Consider the following 23,273-nt stretch of genomic DNA (forward strand, 5'->3'; position numbering starts at 1 on the left):
TTATCAGCGATTAAGCGATAACTTTAGCAACAACGCCCGCGCCTACTGTACGGCCGCCTTCACGGATTGCGAAACGCAAGCCGTCATCCATCGCGATTGGGTGGATCAGGGTAACAACCATCTTGATGTTGTCGCCCGGCATTACCATCTCTACGCCTTCTGGCAGTTCGATGGTGCCCGTTACGTCAGTGGTACGGAAGTAGAACTGAGGACGGTAGCCTTTGAAGAACGGAGTATGACGGCCGCCTTCATCCTTGCTCAGGATATACACTTCTGATTCGAACTTGGTGTGTGGCTTGATTGAACCCGGCTTAGCCAGTACCTGACCACGTTCGATTTCTTCACGCTTGATACCACGCAGCAGAACACCAACGTTCTCACCTGCACGACCTTCGTCCAGCAGTTTGCGGAACATTTCTACGCCAGTACAGGTAGATTTCGCGGTATCTTTGATACCAACGATTTCAACTTCTTCACCGACTTTAACGATACCGCGCTCTACACGACCGGTAACAACGGTACCACGGCCGGAGATAGAGAATACGTCTTCGATTGGCAGCAGGAACGGCTTGTCAATTGCACGCTCTGGCTCTGGGATATAAGAATCCAAGTGCTCTGCCAGTTCGATGATTTTTGCTTCCCACTCAGCTTCGCCTTCCAGCGCTTTCAGCGCGGAACCACGAACTACTGGCGTATCGTCGCCTGGGAAGTCGTATTGAGACAGCAGCTCACGCACTTCCATCTCAACCAGTTCCAGCAGCTCTTCGTCATCAACCATGTCACACTTGTTCAGGAACACGATGATGAAAGGAACGCCAACCTGACGACCCAGCAGGATGTGCTCACGGGTCTGAGGCATTGGGCCGTCAGTCGCAGCAACAACCAGGATCGCGCCGTCCATTTGAGCAGCACCGGTGATCATGTTTTTCACATAGTCGGCGTGTCCTGGGCAGTCAACGTGCGCGTAGTGGCGAGACGGGGTATCGTATTCAACGTGAGACGTGTTGATGGTGATACCACGAGCTTTTTCTTCTGGCGCGTTATCGATCTGGTCGAATGCACGTGCGTTACCACCGTAGGTTTTAGCCAGAACGGTAGTGATTGCAGCGGTCAGCGTTGTTTTACCATGGTCAACGTGGCCGATAGTACCGACGTTAACGTGGGGTTTTGTACGTTCAAATTTTTCTTTAGACACGGCGATATTCCTTACTCAAATGCTCTCCCCGTATGGAGAGAGCACGGGATTTTGTTTTAACCCTGAGGCTTATTTACCACGGGCTTCAATTACGGCCTGAGCAACGTTGTTAGGCGCATCATCGTACTTCAGGAACTCCATGGAGTAAGAAGCACGGCCTTTGGTCAGAGAACGCAGTTGAGTTGCGTATCCGAACATTTCAGACAACGGAACTTCAGCGTGAATCACAACGCCAGTAACGTTGGATTCCTGACCGCGCAGCATACCACGACGACGGCTAAGGTCACCGATGACGTCACCAGTGTTCTCTTCCGGCGTTTCAACTTCAACCTTCATGATCGGCTCAAGCAGAACAGGTTTTGCTTTCTTAAAGCCATCTTTAAAGGCAATAGAAGCAGCCAGTTTAAACGCCAATTCAGAGGAGTCAACGTCATGGAAAGAACCGAAGTGCAAACGCACGCCGAGATCAACCACTGGGTAACCAGCCAGAGGACCCGCTTTCAGCTGTTCCTGAATGCCTTTATCAACGGCAGGGATGTATTCACCAGGAATTACACCACCTTTGATGTCGTTGATGAACTCGTAACCTTTCGGGTTTGAGCCAGGCTCCAGTGGGTACATGTCGATAACAACATGACCATACTGACCACGACCACCAGACTGTTTGGCGTGTTTACCTTCGATATCGGTAACTTTCGCACGAATCGCTTCACGATAAGCAACCTGTGGTTTACCCACGTTCGCTTCAACGTTGAATTCACGCTTCATACGGTCAACGATGATATCGAGGTGCAATTCACCCATACCAGCAATGATAGTCTGGTTAGATTCTTCGTCAGTCCATACACGGAAAGACGGGTCTTCTTTAGCCAGACGGCCCAATGCCAGACCCATTTTTTCCTGGTCAGCTTTGGTTTTTGGTTCTACCGCGATCGAAATTACCGGTTCAGGGAATTCCATACGCTCCAGAATGATGACGTTATCTGGATCACACAGTGTGTCACCCGTCGTTACATCTTTCAGACCGATAGCAGCAGCGATATCGCCTGCACGAACTTCTTTGATCTCTTCACGCTTGTTAGCGTGCATCTGAACGATACGACCAAAACGTTCACGTGCTGATTTAACTGGGTTCAGTACGGTATCACCGGAGTTAACAACACCAGAGTACACGCGGAAGAACGTCAGGTTACCCACAAACGGGTCGGTAGCGATTTTGAACGCCAGCGCAGCAAACGGCTCTTCATCACTTGCGTGACGCTCAGCCGGCGTGTCTTTACCGTCATCCAAAATACCGTTGATCGCAGGTACGTCAACCGGAGATGGCAGGTAATCCACTACTGCATCCAGCATCGCCTGAACACCTTTGTTCTTAAATGCAGAACCACAGGTTACCAGGATGATTTCGTTGTTCAGAACACGCTGACGCAGAGCTTTTTTGATCTCTTCTTCAGTCAGTTCTTCGCCACCCAGGTATTTTTCCATCAGCTCTTCAGAAGCTTCAGCTGCGGACTCGATCAGGTTCTGGTGCCATTCGTCAGCCAGATCCTGCATATCAGCCGGGATATCTTCGTATTCGAAGGTCACGCCCTGATCGGCATCGTTCCAGTTGATGGCTTTCATTTTCACCAGGTCAACAACACCGGTGAAACCTTCTTCAGCACCAATTGCCAACTGCAGCGGAACAGGGTTCGCGCCCAGACGGGATTTGATCTGACCAACAACTTTCAGGAAGTTAGCACCCATGCGGTCCATTTTGTTAACGAACGCAATGCGTGGAACTTTATATTTGTTTGCCTGACGCCATACGGTTTCAGACTGTGGCTGAACACCACCAACTGCGCAGTAAACCATTACCGCACCATCAAGTACACGCATAGAACGTTCTACTTCGATAGTGAAGTCAACGTGTCCCGGGGTGTCGATGATGTTTACGCGATGCGGTTCATACTGCTTAGCCATACCAGACCAGAATGCAGTAGTCGCTGCGGAAGTGATAGTAATACCACGCTCCTGCTCCTGCTCCATCCAGTCCATGGTAGCTGCGCCGTCATGAACTTCACCGATTTTATGGTTTACACCAGTGTAGAACAGAATACGTTCGGTAGTAGTGGTTTTACCGGCGTCGATGTGCGCACTGATACCGATGTTACGGTAGCGTGCGATGGGTGTTGTACGAGCCATTTGTATCCTCTATATACTAGGGCGTTCAATTTAGTTAACCCAAGCGGGTTGGCTATTTTTAGCGCCCGCTTGGTTAGCATGCCTACAGCGAAGGGATTACCAACGGTAGTGAGCGAACGCCTTGTTAGCTTCGGCCATACGGTGAACGTCTTCACGTTTCTTAACAGCAGTACCTTTGTTTTCTGCTGCATCAGAAAGTTCGTTCGCCAGGCGCAGAGCCATAGATTTATCACCGCGTTTACGAGCAGCTTCTACGATCCAACGCATTGCCAACGCATTACGACGAACCGGACGGACTTCTACTGGTACCTGATAAGTAGAACCACCAACGCGGCGCGACTTAACTTCGACAGTCGGGCGAACGTTGTCCAGAGCTACTTCAAAAGCTTCCAGATGATCTTTACCAGAACGCTGAGCCAGGGTCTCCAGCGCGGTATAGACGATTGCTTCAGCAGTAGATTTTTTACCATCTACCATCAGGATGTTTACAAATTTGGCCAGCAGTTCTGATCCGAACTTAGGATCCGGCAGAATTTTACGTTGACCAATGACGCGACGACGTGGCATGGAAATACTCCGTTGTTAATTCAGGATTGTCCAAAACTCTACGAGTTTAGTTTGACATTTAAGTTAAAACGTTTGGCCTTACTTAACGGAGAACCATTAAGCCTTTGGCTTCTTCACGCCGTATTTGGAACGGGATTGCTTACGGTCTTTAACACCTGAGCAGTCCAGCGCGCCACGAACGGTGTGGTAACGCACACCTGGCAGGTCTTTAACACGACCGCCACGGATCAGGATCACGGAGTGTTCCTGCAGGTTATGACCTTCACCACCGATATAGGAGGTAACTTCAAAACCGTTAGTTAAACGAACACGGCATACTTTACGCAGTGCGGAGTTCGGTTTTTTAGGGGTGGTAGTATATACACGAGTACATACGCCACGTTTCTGCGGGCATGCTTCCAGCGCCGGAACGTTGCTTTTAGCAGCCTTCAGGGAGCGTGGTTTGCGTACCAGCTGGTTAATTGTTGCCATTAAAAAAGCTCCTGGGTTTTGCTTCGTAAACACGTAATAAATCGTCTCATGTTTGCGCAAGGCAAAGTATGAGGACGCGGAATTTTAGGGCTGGCAGTGGAAGGAGTCAAGAAATAGTCAAAAATTCGACGTTACCATGCGAGTTGCTGCGGGTGCTCCACTGTCAGTTGAACAAATTCATTATAGTCAATGAGCACGATACTGTTTGAAATTTGTTCAGCCATGCCTCTCGCGACGACATCAGGCCGGAGCGCATAGAGAGGAACCGCGGAATCAAGAAGACGGTGGATAATGTTTCCACCAGCCAGAGCCGCGATAACACCATCCTGCAGTAGGACAACAACATCGCCGTTACCCAAGCTACGTAATAGCGTATCGAGGTCAGCGTGATAAGGGGAGCATGAAAGTGTATGCAGCATAAATGGAGAGAGATCCGTCGCTAGAATGAAAGGATGGAATGATAGCTAGCCAGTTTGCTGCGCCAGGCTTCCGGCGCTAACAGCTCCACATCCAAAACCCAGTCGGTATCGATATTCAACCCACGCTGGCGCACGGACATTTCGCACAGATAACAACTGTCGATATCGTACAGCGGCAGCACGCCAAACGTTGCGATGTAATTACGCATCAAAATCTGGTCCGGCTGTTGCTGTGGCAGCAGTTGAAGTACACCATCGCCGACAAAAAATACGCCAATGTCTTCCGTCAGGGCAGACATCGCCAATAGCGCATCCAGCCCCTCTCGCCCAGAAGCGCTCCCGTGTGGAGAATGCGTAAAAACAAATGCGACTCGCTTCATAACGCTACCTTAAAACTGAATAACCCGATCGCAGGTCAGCACCGATTGCGCCAATTCCCCCAGCCCGCTAAGAACAAAGCCGGGTTGCAGGTTTGCACCGGCAAGATTGAGCTGGGTGGCTTGCTGTGCATCGGTTACGCCTCGGCGCAGCGCAGCAGCAACACAGACATTCAGCGCCACCTGATGCGTTGCCCCCAACTGCTGCCAGGCGCGTACAAGATCAAACTCATCATTAGCGGGCGACGTCAGTTGGTTGGCATTCAACACGCCTTCCCGATAGAAGAACACACTTTTCAGCCTGTGCCCCTCAGCCAACAGCGCCTGCGCAAACTGCAACGCGCTGCTCGCCTGCTGGGTACCATAGGCAGGGCCAGTCACCAGCAAACAGTAACTCAGCATCAACGTTCGTGTCCGCTGAAGTCGCCGCTTTTGAATTGACGGATATAAAGGTAGACCGTATGTTTGGAAATATTGAGACGTTCAGCGACCTGGTTGATGGCGTCTTTAATATCAAAGATGCCTTTCTCATACAGGCTCAGTACGATCTGGCGATTCTTCGCATTATTGGAGACGTTGCGATCCGCATTAACTTCTTCGATCGAAAATTCCAGCGTTTGCGCCACGAGGTCGTCAACCGACGACGCAAAGTTAACAGAAGATGCAGCATCATGCGTTTCAGGTGGGATAAAGGTCTGCACAATCTGGGAGAAGGGCACATCCAGATTCATGTTGATGCACAGCAGCCCTATCACGCGCTGATCGCGATTACGGATTGCAATCGTGACTGACTTCATCAACACACCGCTTTTTGCTCGGGTAAAATAGGCCTTCGATACGCTGCTATCCTCACCTGCCATGTCATGCAGCATACGCAATGCAAGATCCGTAATCGGCGAGCCAATCTTCCTGCCGGTATGTTCTCCATTCGCAATACGCACGGCGGAACATTTAAGATCCTCAAGCGAGTGCAACACAATCTCACAATGCTCGCCAATCAACATGGCCAAGCCATCAACCACCGCTTCATACGATTTCAGGATCTCATAGTCCGTCTGGCTGAAAGGACGTTCATCCAGCAAATCAAGCTCATAAGATTCGCCAGATACAAGCGAATTAGACATGGCAGACACCACCCTCAGCATCATTATCCCCTAAATAATTCGAGCTGCGTGACAAAACGTGAGCGTTTTGAACAACGTTCTGCGTTGACCCTTTAGGGCAAGGCCCATTTATGGCCTAGTAACGCAGCAACCGCGCAAATCCCCCGAGGCTTACTCAGGTAAGTGACTGGGGCGAGTCAGGGCGGCCAACGCACAAGCAGCTTGAAGTATGACGGGTATCTTTATTTTGTGTTGACAAGGGACATAGTCTAGCAAATGTCCACTCTCGCGTCCCCGAATTTAACGGGCTACCTCTTAAGGTTGTATTAATTTAATCCCGCTAAAGTTTGCCTCTTCTTTCCTCTCATTCATGGAAATCACGAGAGACGTATATGAAAAAGCGCATACCGCTGGGCAGGCCACACCTAAGCAGCATCACGTTCGTGCTGATCTTTTCTGCCTTTATTACTCTGCTCCAGAACATCGCTTACTACCGTCAGACGCTGCAACTGCTGGACATGACAGACTGGAGCAATATTCCCTTCTTTCTCAGCATGCCCGTTGTAATTTTCGCGGTACTGAATATTCTTTTCACTCTTCTGGCATTGCCCTATCTGCGTAAGACAGTGATTGTTTTTTTCCTGCTGACTGGCGCTGCCGCACAGTATTTCATGCTGAACTACGGCATTATCATCGATCGCACCATGGTTCAAAATATTATGGAGACCACGGCCGACGAATCTTTTTCACTGCTTACACCACAGCTTGTCGCCTGGATATTCTTTATTGGTGTCATTCCCGCCGCGCTCGCCGTCTGGATAAAAATAAAGCCCGCCAAGCCGACAGCGCTCTATATTGGCATGCGCTTTCTTAGTGTCATTATTTCATTATTCGCCATTTTATCTGTCGCAGCGTTCTTTTATAAAGATTACGCCTCGTTTATGCGTAATAACAAAGAGCTGGTAAAAGCGATTACGCCTAGTAACATTGTGGCGGCCAGCCTGTCCTACCATAAACACAGCGTGTTGGCTAATTTGCCTTTGGAGCAAATTGGTCTGGACGCGCATAAAGTGTCGTCATCGTCCCCGACGGCAAAAAAGAACCTGGTTATTCTGGTCGTAGGAGAGACGTCTCGGGCGCAAAACTTTTCGCTGGGCGGCTACGAGAAAGAAACAAATCCGCTGCTAGCAAAAGACAGTGTGGTTTATTTTGAAAACACCTCATCGTGCGGTACGTCGACGGGCGTCTCTGTTCCTTGCATGTTCTCCAACATGCCACGCCAAAGCTTTAACGGTGACTTAGCCAGCCATCAGGAAGGGTTGCTGGATATATTACAACGGGCAAAGGTTAATGTGCTCTGGCAGGAAAATGACGGCGGCTGTAAAGATGCCTGCACACGTGTACCAACCGTTGACGTGACATCGCTGAAACTACCGGAATTGTGCACCAATGGCGAATGCCATGATGACGCGTTATTTCACGGCGTTGAAGATTATATCAATAAGCTCGATAACGACGGAATTATCGTATTACATACAATCGGTAGCCACGGCCCGAGTTATTACCAGCGCTACCCTGATACCTTTAAGACATTTACTCCAACGTGTGATACCAACCAGATTCAAACCTGTACGCAGGAAGCGCTGACCAATACGTATGATAATACGATCCTGTATGTCGATTTTGTTGTAGATAAAGCGATCAATTTATTGAAACAGCATCAGGACAAGTTTAATACCTCACTGGTTTACCTGTCCGACCACGGTGAATCATTAGGAGAAAACGGCATCTACCTGCATAGCATGCCCTACTCCATTGCGCCGCCGCAGCAAACACACGTGCCAATGCTGATGTGGTTATCGCAAGGCTATCAGCAACAGCAAACGATTCAGGACACCTGCCTACGTCAGAACGCGAAACAGCAAGCATATTCGCAAGATAACCTTTTCCATACCATACTGGGGATGTTTACTATCACTACGAAAGAATATCAGCCTCAGCTCGATATCCTTCAGCCATGTAGGAACAAGGCAACATGAAATTATTGATTGTTGAAGACGATAAGCTGTTGCAGGAAGGATTATTATTGGCATTAGGTCACGAAGGTTATGCCTGCGATTGCGCAGGCACAGCTAAAGAAGCAGATGCGTTCCTCAACAGCGCACATTATAGCTTAGTGATTCTCGATTTGGGGTTACCTGACGAAGATGGCCTTACTTTGCTCGCTCGTTGGCGTAAAAATGATTACCAGCATCCCGTACTTATCTTAACCGCGCGGGATAAAATCAACGACCGCGTCAACGGGCTAGACATGGGCGCAGATGATTATCTCGCCAAGCCGTTCGCCCTGACAGAACTACAAGCACGTGTACGTGCATTGATTCGCCGCAATCAAGGTTCAAGTAACAGCTTGATACGCGCCGACAACATCATACTCGATTTAAACAATCAACAGGTTCTCGTCGACGATAAACCAGTGGTTCTGACACCAAAAGAATTCGCGATACTGTCTCGTTTGGTACTTAAAGCAGGCTCCCAAGTGCATCGAGAAGTTCTGCATCAGGATATTTACTCCTGGAGCGATGACCCGTCCTCCAATTCTCTAGAAGTGCATATCCATAACCTACGGCAGAAAATAGGGAAAGACCGAATCCGAACACTACGAGGCTTTGGCTATCTGCTGACTAAAGGTGAACAACCATGAAAGACGATGCCGTCGTCAGCATGCGTCTGCGTTTAGTGCTGACATTGGGTGGTATTTTACTGGTTTGCCAAATGATTAGCGTACTTTGGCTCTGGCACGAAAGCGAAGAGCAAATCAGTCTGTTAGTCGATAGGTCGCTAAGCGCCAGCGCCCAAAATATGCAGGTCGAGCAAGAAATCCATGAAGCGCTTGCCTCGTTGAGCATTCCAAGTTTGGTCATGGTCATATTAACATTGCTCATGTGTGCTCAGGCCGTCAGTTGGATCACTCGTCCACTTTCCCGTTTACAGGAAGAATTACAGGAACGCACAGCCGAAAACCTAGAACCTTTACCGCAACAGAGTGATATAAAAGAGATCGCTGCCGTCACACACAGTATCAACCAGCTTTTTCAACGTCTGGACGATACATTGAAACGCGATAGACGCTTTACTGCAGATGTCGCACATGAATTACGCACGCCGTTATCCGGTATTCGGTTACATCTTGAACTACACCAGCAACAGCATCAGATCGATTGCAGCGCCCTTATCAAACGTATTGATAAAATGGTGAAAACGGTAGAACAGCTTCTGCTGCTTGCCCGTGTTGGACAAAGTTTTTCAGCAGGCCACCATCAGAATGTCGCGTTCCTGAAAGATGTGATTTTTCCCATGCAAGATGAACTCGCTGAGATGCTGCAAAAACGCCAGCAGACACTGAAATTTATTTTACCCCACGACGATACCGCCATCCTCGGTGATGCCACCCTCCTTCAACTTCTGTTACGCAATCTGGTAGAAAATGCCTACCGTTATAGCCCAGAAGCCAGCCAAATCACTGTAAGTTTGAAAACATTGCAACATCTTGAATTGCAGGTCGAAGATGAAGGTCCGGGTATTGATGAAAGTAAGGTTGGTGAGCTGAGCAAGGCATTTGTCCGCATGGACAGCCGCTATGGCGGTATCGGCCTCGGACTGAGTATCGTGACACGTATTGCTCAATTGCACGATGGGCAGTTTTTCCTGAGTAATCGACCGCAAGGTTCCGGCACCCTCGCCCGCGTGGTGCTTACCATCCCTGACGAATCCCTAAACGCCGTCTGAACGACAATATAAGCGGTAGCACACATTCCTTTAAGATTGGACAGCACATCCCTGTGCGCGAATGTCCTGCTGGATGCCGGCGATCGGATCTGCCTTGAAGATCCCGTGTACCATGGCGCACGCAAGGCATTTGAAGCGGCCGGACTCACGTGCGTGCCGATCCCATTAGACGCCGATGGCTTGCAGGTCGAACACTTAGCAAAGGTACTGCATGCACTGTGCCGAGGATAAACGCCATTAAAAGCCGTTTGCGGGAAGAAGGATGAGATCGCAGACAATCGTTTTAAAGCAAAAAAAACCGCAGGCCGAAACCTGCGGTTATATCATCGTTATCGCGATGCTTATTTAGCGGCTTTTTCTTCTGCGGCTGGTTTTTCAGCTTTCGCATCATCCGCTGCTTTCAGATCAGCGTCGGATTTAATGTCCAGCAGTTCAACGTCGAACACCAGCGTGGAGTTAGCCGGAATGCCAGGCACGCCGTTTTCGCCATAGGCCAGTGCTGGTGGGATAGCCAGCTTGATTTTGCCGCCTTTCTTAACGTGTTTCAGGCCTTCGGTCCAGCCAGGAATCACACCGTCCAGACGGAAAGAAAGTGGCTCGCCACGTTTGTAGGAGTTGTCGAACTCGCTACCGTCAACCAACGTACCTTTGTAGTTAACCACAACAGTATCGCTGTCCTTCGGCGCGTTGCCGCTACCTTCTTTCTCAACCTGATACAGAAGGCCGGATTCCGTTTTCTTCACGCCTTTTTCTTTAGCGAAGGACTCAAGATACTTAGTACCTTTGTCCGCGTTATCTTTCGCATCTTGCTTCATTTTGGCTTCAGCGGCGGCTTTAACTTTGCCTTCAAAACCTTGCAGCGTTTTCTCGATTTCTTCGTCAGTCAGCTTGCTCTTGTCAGCAAAAGCATCCTGCACGCCAGCAATCAGCTGATCTTTATCCAGCTTAATGCCTAGTTTTTCCTGTTCTTTCAGAGAGTTATCCATGTAACGCCCTAAAGATGCTCCTAACGCATAAGCCGCTGCCTGCTCATCGTTCTTGAATTTGGCTGCCGCAGCATTGTCAGACGCCTGCGCCTTGTCTGCCGCCAAAACTTGGCCTGCGTTCAGAGCCAGAGCCATCGTTGTTGCTAACAGCGTTACTTTAAACAGTGATTTCATCCATTTCTCCAGCATCTGGAGCAACGCGCTCCAGCCATCATTAAAATATATTCGCGCCTACTATAACTGTGCGGACGAAGACAACACAACGACGCACTCGACAATCCTTTGATAAAAAACGTCAGGAAGCTTTTCCGACATCATTTTTGTCACCCTAAGGCCATCTGGCAACGATATGCCCCACGTTGTAAGGCTCATTGCGCCCTACTGCGACCGTTTTTACTACCAGAAGTTTCCGCTTTCTGACAAACTCGCGGGTAACAAGAAGTAAGGGGAATCGCGATGTCACCATCAGCACTTGAAGAACGGCTCGAACAGTTGGAAAGCCGACAGGCTTTTCAGGAAGTCACCATAGAAGAACTCAACCAAACAGTGATTCAGCACGAACGGGAAATTAGCCGCCTGCGCGAACACGTACGCCTACTCACCGACAGGCTACGCAACCAGCAAACGTCGCTCGTTGCCCCCCAATCTGAAGAGACACCACCGCCGCATTATTGAGAACTGCGCCGATGATATTAGCGCTCAAGACAGGTCAGATATAAAAAAACCTCAGGTGATAGTCATCAACCTGAGGTTTTTTTTTATACGCTATGACTCATTAGTGGCAGCCGCATCCACCGTGGCCGCCGCAGCCGCCTTTACCGTGCTGGTGATCGTGGTCGTGATCATGGCCGTGGCCGCCACAGCAACCGTCACCGTGTTCATGATCGTGCTCGCCGTGAACGTGACCGTGCGCCAGCTCTTCTTCCGTTGCTTCGCGGATAGCAACAACTTCAACGTTGAAGCTCAGGTTTTGGCCTGCCAGCATGTGGTTGCCGTCAACAACAACGTGGTCGTCTTCAACTTCGGTGATTTCAACTGGCACTGGACCCTGATCGGTCTCAGCCAGGAAACGCATGCCAACCTGCAACTCGTCAACGCCCATAAAGACATCTTTTGGTACGCGCTGAACCAGATTCTCATCATAGTTGCCGTAAGCGTCGTTGGAACCGATGTTCACATCAAATTTCTCGCCTGCTTCACGGCCTTCCAACGCTTTTTCCAGACCAGAAATCAGGGAACCGTGACCATGCAGATAGTCCAACGGCGCACTCACCGGAGACTCATCAACCAACACACCGTCTTCTGTACGTACCTGATAGGCCAGGCTGACCACCAGATCTTTTGCTACTTTCATGATATCTCCTACCGTTGGAAATCAAACTGGCGCAAATTGTAGCTGAAAAATGTCCCTATGTACCGTCCGGAATCAAAAAACGTCAACGGTTGATGACAATGCCATCATGGACACATCTCCCTTATTCAGGCCTAAAGATCCCGATGATCTCGTTAGCCAACGGGGCAGATGCAGCCGCAGGTTCCTCTGTCTGGCTCTGGCGATATCCGCACTTCACGCATACCACCACCTCGACGTCATCCTCTCGTCCAACCGCCAGCGTGTCCTGCGCCTGACACGTCGGGCACACGGCTCCTGCAATAAAGCGTTTACGCATGATAACTCCCATTCATCTCCGCCCTAAAATCTAGATCCTGAAATCTAGAACCTATTCTACTAGGCGTTATTGGCGCTTACTCGTCGTCTTCATCCCACACACTAGGCCGACGCTGCTCACGCTGCATTTCCCGCTGGAAAATATCTTCCAACTCACGGCGCGCCTCTTTCACACGGGAGATTTGTGCCACATCTCCCGTCAACTGCGGCATCAGCTCACGCAGCATACGCATATCCAGACGGCGGAAGTGCTGCTGCGCACGCATCGCCTGATGGGGGTGCATGCCCACCGTCATCAGCGTTTTACGCCCTAACTCCAACGCACTGGAAAAGGTTTCGCGCGAGAAATGTTTTACGCCGGTCTGTAACAGCTCATGAGCTTCAACACGCCCACGGGCCCGCGCCAGAATCTCCAGATTTGGAAAATGTTGCTGACAGAGATGCACAATCTCCATCGTATCTTCAGGCGCATTACAGGTGATCACGATTGAGCGCGCTTTATCCGCGCCCGCCGATCGCAGCAGTTCCAGCTCCGTGGCATCGCCATAATAAACCTTATAACCATAGCTGCGCATCAGGCTCACGGCGCTGATATCACGCTCCAGAACGGTAATCCGCATTTTATTCGCCATTAATAAGCGACCAATCACCTGTCCGAAACGCCCGAAACCCACCACAATCACCTGCGGTTCGTCGTCCTCGACATACGGTTTCTCATCCGGCACATCCTGTACGTTGTAACGACGAACCAGAATGCGGTCGATCAACTGCATCAACAGCGGCGTCGTCATCATTGATAGCGTCACCGTCACCAGCAATAGCGGCAATTGCTCGCCTTTCAATACGTTGAATGAAGCTGCTGCGGAAAACAGGACGAAAGCGAACTCACCGCCCTGACTCAACACCCCGGCAAACTGCAAGCGCTCGGAGCGGCGCATCCGGTTAATTCGCGCAAGGACATACAGTACAGCCGCTTTTACTGCCACCAGCACCAGCACCGCAACCATAATCTTCACGATGTGGGTGTAGAGGATCCCGAGATTCAGCGCCATTCCTACAGAGATAAAGAACAGTCCAAGCAGCAAGCCTTTGAACGGCTCAATGGCAATTTCCAGTTCATGCCGATACTCGCTTTCCGCCAGCAGAATACCGGCGATAAAGGTGCCTAACGCCATGGAAAGCCCCAATGCTTCCATAAACAGTGCAGAGCCGAGCACCAGCAACAGCGCAGCGGCGGTGAACACCTCGCGCACGCCGGATGCCGCAATAAAGCGGAACAGCGGACGCACCAGATAACGACCGCCAATTAGCATGCCGAGAAACGCAGCGACCTTTAGCCCAATCCGTTCCCAATCGCCGAAGTCACCCTGCACGCCAGCCAGAATCGGGATCAGCGCCAACGCAGGAATTACCGCGAGATCCTGAAACAGCAGAACAGAGAACCCCAACTGCCCGGACTCGCTACGGTTCATGCCCTTTTCGCGCATCAACTGTAGCGCCATGGCCGTTGACGACATCGCCAGCCCGACGCCGCCAATCAGCGCGGACTGCCACGAGAAATCCGTCAGATACAGGGCTCCACCTAAAATCAGCGTACTCAGCCCGACCTGAGCCGCCCCCACGCCAAAGATCGAACGACGCAGCGTCCAGAGCTTGGAGGGATTCAATTCCAGACCAATGATGAACATCAGGAAAACGACACCCAACTCCGAGAAATGCAGAATCGCTTCCACATCACGGATGAAACCAAGTCCCCAAGGGCCAATGGCGATTCCGGCGATCAAATAGCCCAGTACGGCACCAATGCCTAATCGGGCTGCAATCGGTACAGCTACGACCGCCACAAACAAAAACAAGACTCCGGCAGTCAGTAGCGCAGAACTCTCCATATTAGCGTTCCTCTTCAGGTAAAGGGGAGGATAGCCACTCACCGTAAGCTTTGGCTTTCCCCAACAACACATCAGGCTGTAACCGACGCGCCCAGTAAATAATCATGGGATGCATCCAGTGCATACGGCACATTGCTGCCGTCAGCTCAAACGGACGGAGCAAATCCGCCATCGGGTAACGATTACTCCCGTCAGGATGATAGGCATCTTCCGGTTCACCGGTCGTAATCACCGAGCGCCAGTATTTCCCCGCCAGCGCATTACCGCCAATTCCGTTGGCAAAGCCGCGGGATAGCACCCTATCGAGCCACTCTTTCAGCAAAGCCGGACAGCTGTAAGTATAAAATGGATGTTGGAAAACAATGACCTGATGCTCACGCAGCAGCTGTTGTTCATGATGGATATCGATAAAAAAATCAGGATAGTGTGCGTAAAGATCGTGCACGGTTACATTCGCCAACTGCTGCGCCGGGTGCAATAAGACTCGGTTTGCTACCGAATCCTGTGGTTCCGGATGGGCATACAGCAGCAAAATCTTCGGTGGCTGCGACATCATTCCCCTCCAAAGCGTCGTCATGATAATTGTTTTCCGTTACCATGCTGCGCAACGACTAAAAACAGGACACCGCGTGTCCTGAGATGTCCATAATTTAACATACTCTGAACATACGGCGCTTTATGATTGTTTTCTCTTCGCTGCAAATTCGACGTGGTGTACGCGTTCTGATCGACAACGCGACAGCAACGGTTAATCCCGGCCAGAAAGTCGGTCTGGTTGGCAAGAACGGCTGTGGTAAATCTACCCTGCTGTCTTTACTGAAAGGTGAAATCAGCGCCGATGGCGGCAGCGCGACATTCCCGCAAAATTGGTCGCTTGCCTGGGTTAATCAGGAAACGCCGGCGCTGGACAAACCCGCGCTGGACTACGTGATTGACGGCGATCGCGAGTTCCGACAACTGGAAGCGGCGTTGCAGACCGCCAACGAAGAGAACGACGGCAACGCCATTGCCACACTGCACGGCAAGCTGGATGCGATTCAGGCCTGGACGATTCAAGCCAGAGCTTCTAGCCTGCTCAATGGGCTAGGATTTTCTCAGTCACAGTTACAGCAGCCCGTCAGCGCCTTTTCCGGCGGCTGGCGGATGCGTCTGAATCTGGCGCAGGCGCTGATCTGTCGCTCCGATCTGCTGCTGCTCGATGAACCGACTAACCACCTCGATCTGGATGCGGTCATCTGGCTGGAAAAGTGGCTGAAAAACTACACGGGCACGCTGGTACTCATCTCACACGACCGCGATTTCCTCGATCCGGTCGTGACCAAAATTCTGCATATCGAACAGCAGTCGCTCTATGAGTACACGGGTAACTACTCTTCGTTTGAACGTCAGCGCGCCACCCGTCTTGCACAACAGCAGTCACTCTATGAACATCAGCAGGAACGCGTTGCGCATCTGCAACACTATATTGACCGCTTCCGCGCGAAAGCGACCAAAGCCAAGCAGGCACAAAGTCGGATAAAAATGCTGGAACGCATGGAGTTGATTGCGCCCGCGCATGTCGATAATCCCTTCCGCTTCAGCTTTCGCGCCCCGGAATCGCTGCCCAATCCATTAATGAAGATGGAAAAGGTCAGCGCTGGCTATGGCGACAAGCTGATTCTGGAATCGATTAAACTCAATTTAGTGCCGGGCTCCCGTATCGGGCTGCTCGGCCATAACGGCGCGGGTAAATCCACGCTGATCAAGCTGCTTGCTGGCACACTTGCCCCACTCAAAGGGGAAATCGGGCTGGCAAAAGGCGTGAAGCTCGGTTACTTCGCCCAGCATCAGTTAGAGTTTCTGCGTGCAGATGAGTCACCCTTGCAACACCTAGTGCGCTTGGCAGAGCGGGAAACGGAACAGCAACTGCGCGACTACCTCGGCGGCTTCGGCTTTCAGGGCGATAAGGTCACCGAGATCACCGAACGTTTCTCCGGCGGCGAAAAAGCCCGTCTGGTACTGGCGCTGATCGTCTGGCAGCGTCCAAATCTCCTGCTGCTCGACGAACCGACCAACCACCTCGATCTGGATATGCGTCAGGCACTGACCGAGGCGTTAATCGATTTTGAAGGCGCGTTAGTTGTCGTTTCGCACGACAGGCACCTGATCCGTTCAACCACCGACGATCTCTATCTGGTACACGACCAGAAAGTCGAACCGTTCGACGGCGATTTGGAAGATTACCAACAGTGGCTGGTCGGCCTGCAACGTCAGGAAAATGCGGCGGCTGAAACGCCAAAGGAGAACGCCGCCAACAGCGCTCAGGGCAGAAAAGATCAGAAACGCCGTGAAGCTGAGTTGAGAACGCAAACCCAGCCACTGCGCAAACAGATCGCTAAGTTTGAACAGCAGATGGAAAAGCTGGGAGAAACACTGGCGGCACTTGAAGCTCGATTAGCGGACAGCGCAATCTACGACATCAGCCGCAAGGCCGAACTCACCGACTGCCTGCAACAACAAACCAAAGTCAAAATCGAGCTGGAAGAAGCGGAAATGTCTTGGCTGGATGCGCAGGAACAGCTAGAGCAGATGATGCAGAGCGAGTAAATTTGGTCTATCTCGCCGGAAAGGCGTCGCGAGCAAAACACCGCTCGCGACGTTATCACACCAGTATTAATGCCAAATTAACAACACGCAGGCGGCGGTCAGCAGCCCCATCGACACATTAAAGATAATCCACGCTTTCTTACTGCGCAGCAGTCGCCCAATCATCGTGCCAAATCCGAGCCAGATAACACCGGACACCAAATTCACCAGCACAATCCCGATGCTTATCGCGATCACAGATTGGTTATAACCTTCACCCGCCAGACTAAAACTGGCCACCGCGCCCAGCGCCATGAGCCACGCTTTCGGGTTCAGGAATTGCAGCAACCACCCTTGGTAAAGCCGGATCGGCTTGGGCGGCGCAACGGAGGTTTCCAACCGCTCGTAAGTCGCCGTGGCGATTTTCCACGCCAGCCAGAGCAAATAGGCACTACCGAGGACTTTCAGGATAACGTGCAGCGAAGGGTAAATCAGAATCAGCCCACCGACACCGAATGCCACCAGCAGCAAAATGCTCTGCATGCCCAGCATGATGCCGATCATCAGCCACAGTGAACGCATAAAACCAAAATTCGCGCCCGAGGTGGTCAACAGCATATTATTCGGCCCCGGCGTGATGGCCGCCACCCACAAAAAACCTAACATCGACAGAAATAAACTCAGTTCCATTGTTTGTGGGCGCTCCTGACCCAAATATCGTACCAACTGGCAGCATTGAAGCTAACAGTGTGATATTGATCGTACAAGAGCCAACAACAAGATTCCCATATCTTTTATGTATGACCATTTTCGTCCGCTGAGCGGCGCACATAACCCGCATCTGCAAACGCTACTGCCGCGTCTGATTCGCCGTCACGCGCAGTTCTCGCCCGTCTGGCAATCGCTTGAGTTACCGGATGGCGATTTCGTCGATCTGGCGTGGAGCGAAGCGCCCGAACAGGCACGGCACAAACCGCGCGTGGTACTGTTTCACGGGCTGGAAGGGAGCTTTCATAGCCCCTACGCCCACGGCCTGCTGCATGCCTGTCAACAGCGCGGCTGGTTGGCCGTCATCATGCATTTTCGTGGATGCAGCGGGAAACCCAACCGGATGAAGCGTATTTATCACTCCGGCGAAACCAGCGATGCCAGCTATTTTCTGCACTGGATGCAGGAGACGTTGGGCGAGGCCCCTACCGCCGCCATCGGCGTGTCCCTCGGTGGCAATATGCTGGCCTACCTGCTCGCGCAGCAAGGCGAATCCTGCTATCTCTCTGCTGCCGTCATTGTTTCCGCGCCATTGATGCTCGAACCCTGTAGCCGTCGTATGGAACAAGGCTTCTCCCGTGTCTATCAGCACTACCTGCTGCGACTGCTGAAGCAAAACGCCGGCCGCAAGCTGGCAGCCTACCCGGACACGCTGCCGATTCAGTTGCCGCAACTGAAACGCATCCGCCAGTTACGCGAGTTTGATGACGTCATTACTTCACGTATCCACGGCTTCCGCGACGCCGCCGACTACTATCGACGCTGTAGCGCTCTACCACTATTGCCTCAGATACGTAAACCGCTGCTCATCATCCATGCGAAGGACGATCCTTTCATGACGTCAGAGGTGATCCCCGATCTGTCGCAGTTACCGTCTAATATTGAATATCAGCTAACAGAACACGGCGGGCATGTCGGCTTCGTCGGTGGAACGCTGATGAAACCGGAAATGTGGCTGGAACAACGTATTCCCAACTGGCTTAGCCCATTTTTGGACCACGCCACCGATTCCCCTTTGACGCAGGAACCCTAGCGTGATTATTCCCTGGCAACAACTCGATCCAGAAACGCTGGATAACATCATCGAATCTTTCGTCCTGCGGGAAGGTACTGATTACGGCGAACAGGAGCGGTCGCTGGCGCAGAAAGTGGAAGATATCCGCAGACAGCTCAAGTCCGGCGAGGTGGTGCTGGTATGGTCTGAGTTACATGAGACCCTCAATATTATGCCGCGTGACCAGTTCAATGAAGGAGGACATCCCCCCTATTGAGCATGCCGAAAGGCGTGAAAGAATGCGCCAAACATGCTAACAATGATAAAAACTTACGTCACTTTTGAGGATGCGCGCGGGCTCTCAGCCAATGCGTGTATCGCGATCACGGAGTTACGCGCCTTATGTCACATCAGCATCCGATTATTGCAGTTACCGGCTCCAGCGGGGCGGGAACGACAACAACCAGTTTGGCCTTCCGTAAGATTTTCCAGCAGTTTGACCTACGTGCCGCCCAGTTGGAAGGCGATAGCTTTCACCGCTATACCCGCCCGGAAATGGACATGGCGATTCGCAAAGCGCGTGATTTAGGGCGCCACATCAGCTACTTCGGCCCAGAAGCGAATGACTTCAGCCTGCTGGAACAGTCGTTTATCGAATATGGCCTACACGGCCGCGGCCAGACGCGTAAATACCTTCATACCTACGACGAAGCCATTCCCTACAATCAGGTTCCCGGAACTTTCACGCCGTGGGAGCCGATGCCGGAACCTACCGATATCTTGTTTTATGAAGGGCTACACGGCGGCGTCGTCACCGACCAAAACGACGTGGCACAGCATGTCGATTTGCTCGTCGGCGTGGTGCCGATTGTCAACTTGGAATGGATCCAAAAGCTGATGCGTGATGTTAATGAGCGCGGTCACTCACGTGAAGCGGTGATGGATTCCGTCGTCCGCTCAATGGAAGACTACATCACCTATATCACGCCACAGTTCTCTCGCACACACATCAACTTCCAGCGAGTGCCTACCGTGGACACCTCCAACCCGTTCGCCGCCAAATCGATTCCGTCACTGGACGAAAGCTTCGTCGTGATTCATTTTCAGGGATTGGACAATATTGATTATCCCTATCTGCTCGCCATGTTGCAGGGTTCCTTTATCTCCCACATCAACACGCTGGTCGTTCCCGGCGGGAAGATGGGGCTGGCGATGGAATTGATCATGGCGCCGCTGGTGCTGCGGTTAATGGAAGGGAAAGCCATCGAATAAGCATCGAGATACAATATACGGGGCGGCCACAGGGGTGAGGCCACCCTGCGGGAACCTCCCCCTGTGTTTCCCGTAATAACAGGCTTAAGTGACCAGAATTCGTGCCCAGAGAAAGGGATTATTCCAGCACTCTAATTTCGTGACTGTGCGTTACCTCAACGGCTTTGCCAAGCATCAGTGCCACAGAGCAGTATTTCTCCGCCGACAGTGCGACGGCTCGTTCGACGACTTTGTCGGTCAACCCTTTTCCCGTCACGATAAAATGCAGATTGATGTGGGTAAATAAACGCGGCGCGTCAGAGCGACGCTCTGACGTTAATTTCACTTCACAATCCGCTACATCGTTGCGGCCTTTTTGCAGAATCGATACCACATCAATCGCGCTGCATCCCCCTACAGACATCAACACCATTTCCATCGGACTGGGTGCTTTATCACCGGAATTGCCGTCCATCAATATCTGATGCCCTGATGCAGATTCGCCCAAAAACGTTAAGCCTTCAACCCATTTTACCCGTGCCTGCATGATGCCTCTCCACTAAAAATTTTTTGAAAATTTATACCGTTACTGTACAAAAACCAGCATTAATCAGCGCTTTGTCATGCTGAAGCGAGACAACACAAGACACGTCCTTCAAGCTGTGTTAAAACGAAAACAGAATAGACCTTTTCTGGACAACCCCAGAAACGAAGAAGATGATGGCCTGGCCAGACATATCCCAGCCACGTTTACGGTGCGGCAAGGCAGCAACCGGAAAATAAAGGGTACAGTGGTTTCAGTATATTCCCTGACGTCATTCTGCCTAGACTGAATTTTATTTTTTTAGCAGTAAAACACGCCGTACAGGGAACTCTGACCCCTGTAATTTGCGCAGTGAATTACAACAGAGGATGATAGCGAATGGTTCTCGGCAAACCGCAAACAGATCCAACTCTCGAATGGTTCCTTTCCCATTGTCATATTCACAAGTATCCATCGAAGAGCACGCTGATTCACCAAGGTGAAAAAGCAGAAACGCTTTACTACATCGTGAAAGGCTCTGTCGCAGTGCTAATCAAAGATGAAGAAGGCAAGGAAATGATTCTTTCCTACCTCAATCAGGGCGATTTCATCGGCGAGCTCGGCCTGTTTGAAGAAGGTCAGGAGCGCAGCGCCTGGGTGCGGGCAAAAACCGCCTGTGAAGTGGCTGAAATTTCCTATAAAAAATTCCGCCAGCTCATTCAGGTTAACCCAGATATCCTCATGCGTCTGTCTGCGCAAATGGCGAGCAGACTTCAGGTTACCTCTGAGAAAGTCGGCAACCTCGCCTTCCTTGATGTGACCGGCCGTATTGCCCAAACCCTACTCAACCTGGCCAAACAACCTGATGCCATGACGCATCCAGATGGCATGCAAATAAAAATTACCCGTCAGGAAATTGGGCAAATCGTTGGCTGCTCGCGTGAAACCGTGGGCCGCATTCTGAAAATGTTAGAAGACCAGAACCTGATCTCTGCACACGGTAAAACGATTGTCGTTTACGGCACTCGCTAAACCCCCTGTCGCTGTACCCTACCAATAAAAAAGCGTGAAGCCTCGGCCTCACGCTTTTTTATTACGAGCTTCCTGCTCGCCACCCTACGGGCCGTCGCAACGCAACGTTGAAAAACGTTCCCTACGTTTTTTTATGGCGTAATGTAATCAGTTTGCTACGTTAACCACCTGTGCGACGGCTTTGGCGAACTTCACCATCCCCTGCACAATATCGTCTTCATCAATGATCAAAGACGGCACAAAGCGGATGACGTTCGGCCCTGCCATCAGCACCATCAGACCCTGCGCTGTTGCAGCAGCCAGAAACTCGCCTGCGCGGCCATGCCACTGCGGCTTCAGTTCTGCCCCCAGCAGTAGCCCCATACCGCGAATCTGCTCAAATACGCCGTACTGCTGGTTGATTTTCTCCAGTTCACTGACAAAGCGAGCGTGCCGATCCGCCACACCTGACAGCACTTCTGGCGTGTTGATAATATCCAGCGCGGCTTCCGCCACTGCACAGGCCAGCGGGTTACCGCCGTAGGTGGTTCCGTGTACCCCCACCGTCATCGCAGAGGCGATCTCTTCCGTCGTCAGCATCGCACTAATCGGGAAGCCGCCGCCCAGCGCTTTAGCGGTGGTGAGAATATCCGGCGTAATACCGTAATGCATATAGCTGAATAGTTTGCCAGTACGCCCCATACCGCTCTGCACTTCATCAAACACCAGCAGCGCCTTGTGCTGATTGCACAACTCGCGAACGCCTTGCAAAAACTCAGGCGTAGCCGGCGTAATCCCCCCTTCACCCTGAACCGGTTCCAGCACGACTGCACAGGTGTGATCGTCCATCACTGCTTTAACAGCAGCCAGATCGTTGAAGGGAACATGAACAATATCCGCAGGCTTAGGTCCGAAACCATCGGCATATTTAGGCTGTCCGCCGACCGAAACGGTGAACAGCGTCCGACCATGGAATGCATTGTAGAAGGAGATGATCTTGGTTTTATACGGACTATGGCGTTTAACCGCATAGTGACGCGCCAGCTTAAAAGCAGCTTCGTTGGCCTCGGCACCGGAGTTAACAAAGAACACACGATCGGCAAAAGTCGCATCAATCAATTTACTGGCGAGACGCAACGCAGGCTCATTAGTGAAAATATTGCTGGTATGCCACAGCTTTTCACCCTGCTGCTGCAACGCATTCACCAATGCAGGATGACAGTGACCCAGCGCCGTAACCGCAATACCGCCGGAGAAATCGATATACTCGCGGCCATCCTGATCCCAGACGCGGCTCCCTTTACCTTTCACGGGTACAAACTTCGCGGGTGCATAAACTGGCAAAATCACTTTATCGTGAGTATCCCGTGTCACTGCTTTCTGCTCTGCTGCCATTTGCTGCCTCACTCTGCTGTCCATTATATCGAAATGAAAATATAGTCACTAAATATGCATAAAAAATCAATTTCAGGCAATATTAAATCGGCTAATGAGGAGAATAACTTTTTATCT

Annotated in this window: 25 protein-coding genes and 1 pseudogene; 10 read left to right on the forward strand and 16 right to left on the reverse strand. The window is 51.2% G+C overall.

Annotation, left to right across the window (positions count from 1 at the left end; all coding sequences use genetic code 11):
* Positions 1 to 10 precede the first annotated feature (10 nt).
* From tuf to H0247_RS14780, 8 genes are all read right to left on the reverse strand, one after another.
* Positions 11 to 1,195 (reverse strand): elongation factor Tu, encoded by a 1,185-nt coding sequence (gene tuf, locus H0247_RS14745; RefSeq protein ID WP_012772931.1) that lies wholly within the window; start codon positions 1,193 to 1,195, stop codon positions 11 to 13.
* Between the two features lie 69 nt (positions 1,196 to 1,264).
* Positions 1,265 to 3,379, reverse strand: coding sequence for an elongation factor G (fusA, locus tag H0247_RS14750; RefSeq protein WP_180743217.1), 2,115 nt, complete (start codon positions 3,377 to 3,379; stop codon positions 1,265 to 1,267).
* Between the two features lie 96 nt (positions 3,380 to 3,475).
* On the reverse strand, positions 3,476 to 3,946 hold the full coding sequence (gene rpsG, locus H0247_RS14755; protein ID WP_009111198.1) for a 30S ribosomal protein S7: 471 nt from the start codon (positions 3,944 to 3,946) through the stop codon (positions 3,476 to 3,478).
* A gap of 96 nt (positions 3,947 to 4,042) precedes the next feature.
* On the reverse strand, positions 4,043 to 4,417 hold the full coding sequence (rpsL, locus tag H0247_RS14760; RefSeq protein ID WP_005969567.1) for a 30S ribosomal protein S12: 375 nt from the start codon (positions 4,415 to 4,417) through the stop codon (positions 4,043 to 4,045).
* Between the two features lie 131 nt (positions 4,418 to 4,548).
* Positions 4,549 to 4,836, reverse strand: a complete 288-nt coding sequence (gene tusB / locus H0247_RS14765) for a sulfurtransferase complex subunit TusB (RefSeq protein ID WP_180743218.1) — start codon at positions 4,834 to 4,836, stop codon at positions 4,549 to 4,551.
* Between the two features lie 20 nt (positions 4,837 to 4,856).
* The gene (gene tusC, locus H0247_RS14770; RefSeq protein ID WP_180743219.1) at positions 4,857 to 5,216 is read right to left on the reverse strand and encodes a sulfurtransferase complex subunit TusC; all 360 of its coding nucleotides are present in this window, start codon (positions 5,214 to 5,216) and stop codon (positions 4,857 to 4,859) included.
* 9 nt (positions 5,217 to 5,225) lie between these two features.
* On the reverse strand, positions 5,226 to 5,615 hold the full coding sequence (gene tusD / locus H0247_RS14775; protein WP_180743220.1) for a sulfurtransferase complex subunit TusD: 390 nt from the start codon (positions 5,613 to 5,615) through the stop codon (positions 5,226 to 5,228).
* Complete coding sequence (locus H0247_RS14780; RefSeq protein WP_010296984.1) at positions 5,615 to 6,337, reverse strand: transcriptional regulator; 723 nt, start codon at positions 6,335 to 6,337, stop codon at positions 5,615 to 5,617. Before H0247_RS14780 ends, tusD begins: the two co-directional genes overlap by 1 nt.
* Before the next feature lie 371 nt (positions 6,338 to 6,708).
* Here H0247_RS14780 and eptA point away from each other — a divergent pair, with 371 nt between their 5' ends.
* From eptA to H0247_RS20035, 4 genes and pseudogenes are all read left to right on the forward strand, one after another.
* The gene (eptA, locus tag H0247_RS14785; protein WP_180743221.1) at positions 6,709 to 8,355 is read left to right on the forward strand and encodes a phosphoethanolamine transferase EptA; all 1,647 of its coding nucleotides are present in this window, start codon (positions 6,709 to 6,711) and stop codon (positions 8,353 to 8,355) included.
* The gene (gene pmrA, locus H0247_RS14790; RefSeq protein ID WP_180743222.1) at positions 8,352 to 9,020 is read left to right on the forward strand and encodes a two-component system response regulator PmrA; all 669 of its coding nucleotides are present in this window, start codon (positions 8,352 to 8,354) and stop codon (positions 9,018 to 9,020) included. Before eptA ends, pmrA begins: the two co-directional genes overlap by 4 nt.
* Positions 9,017 to 10,105: a two-component system sensor histidine kinase PmrB gene (gene pmrB / locus H0247_RS14795; protein WP_180743223.1), complete on the forward strand. Its 1,089-nt coding sequence runs from the start codon at positions 9,017 to 9,019 to the stop codon at positions 10,103 to 10,105. Before pmrA ends, pmrB begins: the two co-directional genes overlap by 4 nt.
* 48 nt (positions 10,106 to 10,153) lie before the next feature.
* A pseudogene (locus tag H0247_RS20035) lies at positions 10,154 to 10,303 on the forward strand (PLP-dependent aminotransferase family protein); the annotation flags it as partial.
* 143 nt (positions 10,304 to 10,446) lie between these two features.
* Here the strand turns inward: H0247_RS20035 and fkpA are convergent.
* Entirely contained in the window at positions 10,447 to 11,265 is an 819-nt protein-coding gene (fkpA, locus tag H0247_RS14800) for an FKBP-type peptidyl-prolyl cis-trans isomerase (protein WP_180743224.1), read from the reverse strand.
* Between the two features lie 282 nt (positions 11,266 to 11,547).
* Here fkpA and H0247_RS14805 point away from each other — a divergent pair, with 282 nt between their 5' ends.
* A complete protein-coding gene (locus H0247_RS14805) occupies positions 11,548 to 11,766 on the forward strand; it encodes a protein SlyX (RefSeq protein ID WP_180743225.1) in 219 nt (72 codons plus the stop codon).
* Positions 11,767 to 11,866: 100 nt separating this feature from the next.
* On the opposite strand, the gene slyD is transcribed toward H0247_RS14805, so the two are convergent.
* From slyD to kefG, 4 genes are all read right to left on the reverse strand, one after another.
* Positions 11,867 to 12,445, reverse strand: coding sequence for a peptidylprolyl isomerase (gene slyD, locus H0247_RS14810; RefSeq protein WP_180743226.1), 579 nt, complete (start codon positions 12,443 to 12,445; stop codon positions 11,867 to 11,869).
* Positions 12,446 to 12,566: 121 nt separating this feature from the next.
* The gene (locus H0247_RS14815; protein WP_180743227.1) at positions 12,567 to 12,761 is read right to left on the reverse strand and encodes a YheV family putative zinc ribbon protein; all 195 of its coding nucleotides are present in this window, start codon (positions 12,759 to 12,761) and stop codon (positions 12,567 to 12,569) included.
* A gap of 76 nt (positions 12,762 to 12,837) precedes the next feature.
* Positions 12,838 to 14,649 carry a glutathione-regulated potassium-efflux system protein KefB gene (gene kefB / locus H0247_RS14820; protein ID WP_180743228.1) on the reverse strand — a complete coding sequence of 604 codons (1,812 nt, stop codon included), beginning with the start codon at positions 14,647 to 14,649 and terminating at the stop codon, positions 12,838 to 12,840.
* Between the two features lies 1 nt (position 14,650).
* Positions 14,651 to 15,202, reverse strand: coding sequence for a glutathione-regulated potassium-efflux system ancillary protein KefG (kefG, locus tag H0247_RS14825; RefSeq protein ID WP_180743317.1), 552 nt, complete (start codon positions 15,200 to 15,202; stop codon positions 14,651 to 14,653).
* Between the two features lie 125 nt (positions 15,203 to 15,327).
* Here kefG and H0247_RS14830 point away from each other — a divergent pair, with 125 nt between their 5' ends.
* Positions 15,328 to 17,235, forward strand: coding sequence for an ABC transporter ATP-binding protein (locus H0247_RS14830; RefSeq protein WP_180743229.1), 1,908 nt, complete (start codon positions 15,328 to 15,330; stop codon positions 17,233 to 17,235).
* A gap of 66 nt (positions 17,236 to 17,301) precedes the next feature.
* Here H0247_RS14830 and H0247_RS14835 read toward each other — a convergent pair whose 3' ends face one another.
* A complete protein-coding gene (locus tag H0247_RS14835) occupies positions 17,302 to 17,904 on the reverse strand; it encodes a LysE family translocator (protein ID WP_180743230.1) in 603 nt (200 codons plus the stop codon).
* A gap of 106 nt (positions 17,905 to 18,010) precedes the next feature.
* Between H0247_RS14835 and H0247_RS14840 the strand changes: the two genes are divergently transcribed.
* The 3 genes from H0247_RS14840 to H0247_RS14850 all read left to right on the forward strand — a co-directional run bounded on the left by H0247_RS14840 (position 18,011) and on the right by H0247_RS14850 (position 20,248).
* Positions 18,011 to 19,015 carry a hydrolase gene (locus H0247_RS14840; RefSeq protein WP_180743231.1) on the forward strand — a complete coding sequence of 335 codons (1,005 nt, stop codon included), beginning with the start codon at positions 18,011 to 18,013 and terminating at the stop codon, positions 19,013 to 19,015.
* A 1-nt stretch (position 19,016) separates the two neighbouring features.
* Positions 19,017 to 19,253, forward strand: a complete 237-nt coding sequence (locus tag H0247_RS14845) for a YheU family protein (protein ID WP_180743232.1) — start codon at positions 19,017 to 19,019, stop codon at positions 19,251 to 19,253.
* 125 nt (positions 19,254 to 19,378) lie between these two features.
* The gene (locus H0247_RS14850; protein ID WP_180743233.1) at positions 19,379 to 20,248 is read left to right on the forward strand and encodes a phosphoribulokinase; all 870 of its coding nucleotides are present in this window, start codon (positions 19,379 to 19,381) and stop codon (positions 20,246 to 20,248) included.
* A gap of 118 nt (positions 20,249 to 20,366) precedes the next feature.
* On the opposite strand, the gene H0247_RS14855 is transcribed toward H0247_RS14850, so the two are convergent.
* The gene (locus tag H0247_RS14855) at positions 20,367 to 20,774 is read right to left on the reverse strand and encodes an OsmC family protein (RefSeq protein WP_014916835.1); all 408 of its coding nucleotides are present in this window, start codon (positions 20,772 to 20,774) and stop codon (positions 20,367 to 20,369) included.
* A 375-nt stretch (positions 20,775 to 21,149) separates the two neighbouring features.
* Between H0247_RS14855 and crp the strand changes: the two genes are divergently transcribed.
* Positions 21,150 to 21,782: a cAMP-activated global transcriptional regulator CRP gene (crp, locus tag H0247_RS14860; RefSeq protein WP_004090925.1), complete on the forward strand. Its 633-nt coding sequence runs from the start codon at positions 21,150 to 21,152 to the stop codon at positions 21,780 to 21,782.
* 147 nt (positions 21,783 to 21,929) lie between these two features.
* On the opposite strand, the gene H0247_RS14865 is transcribed toward crp, so the two are convergent.
* Complete coding sequence (locus H0247_RS14865; RefSeq protein ID WP_180743234.1) at positions 21,930 to 23,156, reverse strand: aspartate aminotransferase family protein; 1,227 nt, start codon at positions 23,154 to 23,156, stop codon at positions 21,930 to 21,932.
* Positions 23,157 to 23,273: the final 117 nt, after the last annotated feature.

It is taken from the genome of Pectobacterium sp. CFBP8739, assembly GCF_013449375.1.
GTDB lineage: Bacteria > Pseudomonadota > Gammaproteobacteria > Enterobacterales > Enterobacteriaceae > Pectobacterium.

Coding starts and splice junctions, on each gene's coding strand:
- H0247_RS14840 (WP_180743231.1), top strand. CDS start 18,011: ATGTATGACCATTTTCGTCCGCTGAGCGGCGCACATAACCCGCATCTG.
- tusC (WP_180743219.1), bottom strand. CDS start 5,216: ATGAAGCGAGTCGCATTTGTTTTTACGCATTCTCCACACGGGAGCGCT.
- H0247_RS14830 (WP_180743229.1), top strand. CDS start 15,328: ATGATTGTTTTCTCTTCGCTGCAAATTCGACGTGGTGTACGCGTTCTG.
- H0247_RS14865 (WP_180743234.1), bottom strand. CDS start 23,156: ATGGCAGCAGAGCAGAAAGCAGTGACACGGGATACTCACGATAAAGTG.
- rpsL (WP_005969567.1), bottom strand. CDS start 4,417: ATGGCAACAATTAACCAGCTGGTACGCAAACCACGCTCCCTGAAGGCT.
- kefB (WP_180743228.1), bottom strand. CDS start 14,649: ATGGAGAGTTCTGCGCTACTGACTGCCGGAGTCTTGTTTTTGTTTGTG.
- H0247_RS14850 (WP_180743233.1), top strand. CDS start 19,379: ATGTCACATCAGCATCCGATTATTGCAGTTACCGGCTCCAGCGGGGCG.
- kefG (WP_180743317.1), bottom strand. CDS start 15,202: ATGTCGCAGCCACCGAAGATTTTGCTGCTGTATGCCCATCCGGAACCA.
- H0247_RS14815 (WP_180743227.1), bottom strand. CDS start 12,761: ATGCGTAAACGCTTTATTGCAGGAGCCGTGTGCCCGACGTGTCAGGCG.
- tusD (WP_180743220.1), bottom strand. CDS start 5,615: ATGCTGAGTTACTGTTTGCTGGTGACTGGCCCTGCCTATGGTACCCAG.
- eptA (WP_180743221.1), top strand. CDS start 6,709: ATGAAAAAGCGCATACCGCTGGGCAGGCCACACCTAAGCAGCATCACG.
- fusA (WP_180743217.1), bottom strand. CDS start 3,379: ATGGCTCGTACAACACCCATCGCACGCTACCGTAACATCGGTATCAGT.
- pmrB (WP_180743223.1), top strand. CDS start 9,017: ATGAAAGACGATGCCGTCGTCAGCATGCGTCTGCGTTTAGTGCTGACA.
- slyD (WP_180743226.1), bottom strand. CDS start 12,445: ATGAAAGTAGCAAAAGATCTGGTGGTCAGCCTGGCCTATCAGGTACGT.
- H0247_RS14780 (WP_010296984.1), bottom strand. CDS start 6,337: ATGTCTAATTCGCTTGTATCTGGCGAATCTTATGAGCTTGATTTGCTG.
- H0247_RS14805 (WP_180743225.1), top strand. CDS start 11,548: ATGTCACCATCAGCACTTGAAGAACGGCTCGAACAGTTGGAAAGCCGA.
- tusB (WP_180743218.1), bottom strand. CDS start 4,836: ATGCTGCATACACTTTCATGCTCCCCTTATCACGCTGACCTCGATACG.
- H0247_RS14855 (WP_014916835.1), bottom strand. CDS start 20,774: ATGCAGGCACGGGTAAAATGGGTTGAAGGCTTAACGTTTTTGGGCGAA.
- H0247_RS14835 (WP_180743230.1), bottom strand. CDS start 17,904: ATGGAACTGAGTTTATTTCTGTCGATGTTAGGTTTTTTGTGGGTGGCG.
- fkpA (WP_180743224.1), bottom strand. CDS start 11,265: ATGAAATCACTGTTTAAAGTAACGCTGTTAGCAACAACGATGGCTCTG.
- crp (WP_004090925.1), top strand. CDS start 21,150: ATGGTTCTCGGCAAACCGCAAACAGATCCAACTCTCGAATGGTTCCTT.
- rpsG (WP_009111198.1), bottom strand. CDS start 3,946: ATGCCACGTCGTCGCGTCATTGGTCAACGTAAAATTCTGCCGGATCCT.
- pmrA (WP_180743222.1), top strand. CDS start 8,352: ATGAAATTATTGATTGTTGAAGACGATAAGCTGTTGCAGGAAGGATTA.